The sequence below is a fragment of the Methylobacterium sp. GC_Met_2 genome (assembly GCF_026540795.1).
Classification (GTDB): domain Bacteria; phylum Pseudomonadota; class Alphaproteobacteria; order Rhizobiales; family Beijerinckiaceae; genus Methylobacterium.
In genome coordinates this window covers 1-2,935 of record NZ_JALNUM010000227.1, presented here as the reverse complement: position 1 = coordinate 2,935, position 2,935 = coordinate 1, and the positions used below count along the sequence as shown (strand labels likewise).

At 71.5% G+C, this 2,935-nt stretch carries 3 protein-coding genes; all 3 read left to right on the top strand.

The window, feature by feature from the left end; all coding sequences use genetic code 11:
* The first annotated feature begins 38 nt into the window (after nucleotides 1-38).
* Genes OXS49_RS33020 through OXS49_RS33010 form a run of 3 tightly spaced genes read left to right on the top strand, consistent with a single transcriptional unit; the run spans nucleotide 39 to nucleotide 2,880 of the window.
* Nucleotides 39-953 (top strand): ABC transporter permease, encoded by a 915-nt coding sequence (locus tag OXS49_RS33020; protein ID WP_267428721.1) that lies wholly within the window; start codon nucleotides 39-41, stop codon nucleotides 951-953.
* Nucleotides 950-1,966 (top strand): ABC transporter ATP-binding protein, encoded by a 1,017-nt coding sequence (locus OXS49_RS33015; RefSeq protein WP_267428720.1) that lies wholly within the window; start codon nucleotides 950-952, stop codon nucleotides 1,964-1,966. The genes OXS49_RS33020 and OXS49_RS33015 overlap by 4 nt, the downstream gene beginning before the upstream one ends.
* Nucleotides 1,963-2,880, top strand: coding sequence for an ATP-binding cassette domain-containing protein (locus OXS49_RS33010; protein WP_267428719.1), 918 nt, complete (start codon nucleotides 1,963-1,965; stop codon nucleotides 2,878-2,880). Before OXS49_RS33015 ends, OXS49_RS33010 begins: the two co-directional genes overlap by 4 nt.
* The last annotated feature ends 55 nt before the right edge of the window (nucleotides 2,881-2,935 follow it).

Below are 2,935 nucleotides of genomic sequence, written 5' to 3'. Positions count from 1 at the left end.
GGAGGGAGAGCGCGTGAGGCCAACGTCCCGAGGGTCCGATGAGCACCGGCACCCCCATCGCCGAGGCCGCCGGCCTCGCCGCCCCCGCCGGAACCCCGGCCCTCATCCAGGAACCCGGCACCCTCACGGCCTTCTGGCGGCGCCTGCGCGCCCGCCGGAGCGCCGTCGCCGGGCTCGTCATCGTCGGCCTGCTGATCCTGATGGCGGTGTTCGCGCCCTGGATCGCCCCCTACGACCCAACCGCTACCGACTGGGGCAACGTCCGCGGTGCGCCGAGCTTCGTGCACCCGTTCGGCGGCGACGAGGTCGGGCGCGACGTGCTTTCGCGGATCATCTTCGGCGCCCGCGCCTCGCTGGGCGCCGGCCTCGTTTCGGTGGCGCTGGCCGTCTCCCTGGGACTGCCGCTCGGATTGCTCGCCGGCTATGCGGGCGGCTGGATTGACGGCGTGATCTCCCGGCTCACCGATGCGCTCCTGGCGATCCCGTTCCTGATCCTGGCGATCGCGCTGGCCGCCTTCCTCGGCCCGAGCCTCGTCAACGCGATGATCGCCATCGGCCTCTCGGCGACCTCGACCTTCATCCGGCTGACCCGGGCGCAGGTCCGCGCCGTGGCAGCGGAGGAGTTCGTCGAGGCGGCGCGCGCCATGGGCAACCCGCCCTGGCGGATCGCCCGGGTCCACATCCTGCCCAACATCGTGCCGGCGATCCTCGTCCAGGCGACGCTGACCATCGCGGCCGCGATCATCGCGGAGGCGAGCCTGTCGTTCCTCGGCCTGGGCCAGCAGCCGCCCGAGCCGTCCTGGGGCGCCATGCTCAACACCGCCAAGAACTTCATGGACCAAGCGCCCTGGATGGCGATCTGGCCCGGCCTGTCGATCTTCCTGGCCGTGCTCGCCTTCAACCTGTTCGGCGACGGCCTGCGGGACGCCCTCGACCCGAGGCAGCGGACATGACGAAGCCCCTCCTGGACGTCCGCGACCTCGCGGTCGCCTTCGACACCGACGGGGGCGCGGTCCACGCGGTCAACGGCGTGTCCTACACCCTGCACGAGGGCGAGACGCTGGGGATCGTCGGCGAGTCGGGCTCCGGCAAGAGCGTGCATGTGCTGGCCATGCTGGGCCTGATCCCGCGCCCGCCGGGTCGCATCACCGGCGGGCAGGTGCTGTTCGAAGGGCGCGACCTGCTCGCCCTGAAGGAGCGCGAACTCCGAAAGATCCGCGGCGGCGCGATCGGATTCGTGTTCCAGGACCCGATGAGCTCGCTCAACCCCGGCATGACCGTCGCGGCGCAGATCGTCGAGCCCCTGCGGATCCATCTCGGCCTCGACGCCCGCGCGGCCCGCGCCCGGGCCAGGGAGCTGCTCGACCTCGTTCGCATCCCGAACGCGGTCGCGCGCCTCGACCAGTACCCGCACGAATTCTCCGGCGGCCAGCGCCAGCGGGTGATGATCGCCATCGGTCTGAGCTGCCGGCCGAAGCTGCTGATCGCCGATGAGGCGACCACCGCGCTGGACGTCACCGTCCAGGCCGAGATCGTCGCGCTGGTTCAGGAGCTGAAGCGCGAGCTCGGCATGGCGATCCTCTGGATCACCCACGATCTCGGCGTGGTGGCCGGCATCAGCGATACCGTGCAGGTGATGTATGCCGGCCGGATCCTGGAGCGCGGGCCGGTGGACGACATCTTTTCGGACCCGCGCAACGCCTACACGCTGGGCCTCCTGCGCTCCCTGCCGGACCTGAGCGCCGGCCGCGCTGGGCGCCGCCGCCTGCACCAGATCGAGGGCGCGCCGCCGGACATGCGTCACCCGCCGCCGGGCGATCCGTTCGCGCCGCGCAACGCCTTCGCGACCCCGCGCTGCCGGACCGAGATACCACCCCTGGCACAAGCGCCCGGTGCCGCCCCCGGCCACCTCGTCGCCGCCTGGTACGACCTGCCGAACCTGCTGCGTCAGGAGGTTGCCCGATGAGCGTTCAGGATTATCCGATCGTCTCGGTGCGCGACCTGTCCAAGCACTACCCCCTGCGCTCGTGGTGGGGTGGCAAGGAATCCGTGTTCCGCGCCGTCGAGGGTGTCAGTTTCGATATCCGCCCCGGCGAGACCCTGGGCCTCGTCGGTGAATCCGGCTCCGGCAAGTCGACCATCGGCCGGGCCGTGACGATGCTCAACCCGCCGACGTCGGGCACCATCGCGTTCGAGGGCACCGACCTCGCCAAGCTCTCGGCGGGCGCCATGCGTAAGATGCGCGCCCGGATCCAGACGGTGTTCCAGGACCCCTACGCGGCCCTCAACCCGCGGATGAGCGCCGGGGACTACGTCGCGGAGGCGTTCAAGCTGCACCGGCGCGACATGGGCAGAGCCGAGCGGCGGGAGGCGGTGGCGGCCCTGTTCCAGCGGGTCGGTCTCGATCCACGCTTCATGGGGCGCTACCCGCACCAGTTCTCGGGCGGCCAGCGCCAGCGGATCTGCATCGCCCGGGCGATCGCCCTCAAACCCAGCTTCATCGTCGCCGACGAGCCGATCGCGGCGCTCGACGTGTCGATCCAGGCGCAGGTGGTGAACCTGCTCCAGGACCTGCAGGACGAGATGGGCCTGTCCTACCTGTTCATCTCCCACGACCTGCGGATGGTGCGCTACCTCTGCCACCGGGTGGCGGTGCTCTGGCGCGGGCGGATCGTCGAGCTGGCCGAGGCCGACGCGCTCTACGCGGACCCACGCCATCCCTATACCCGTCGTCTGCTCGCCGCGGTGCCGGTGCCGCACCCGGCCGAGGAGCGCGCCCGCCTCGCGGCGCGGGACCTCTCCGGCCACGACGCGCCGCCCGACGGGCCGCTCACCGAGGTGGCGCCGGGGCATTGGGTGGCGCTGCCGGGCGTCGGGTGATCATGGCGCGCGCTTCTCTCCTCCCCCTTGTGGCTTGCGGATTCACACATCGGGT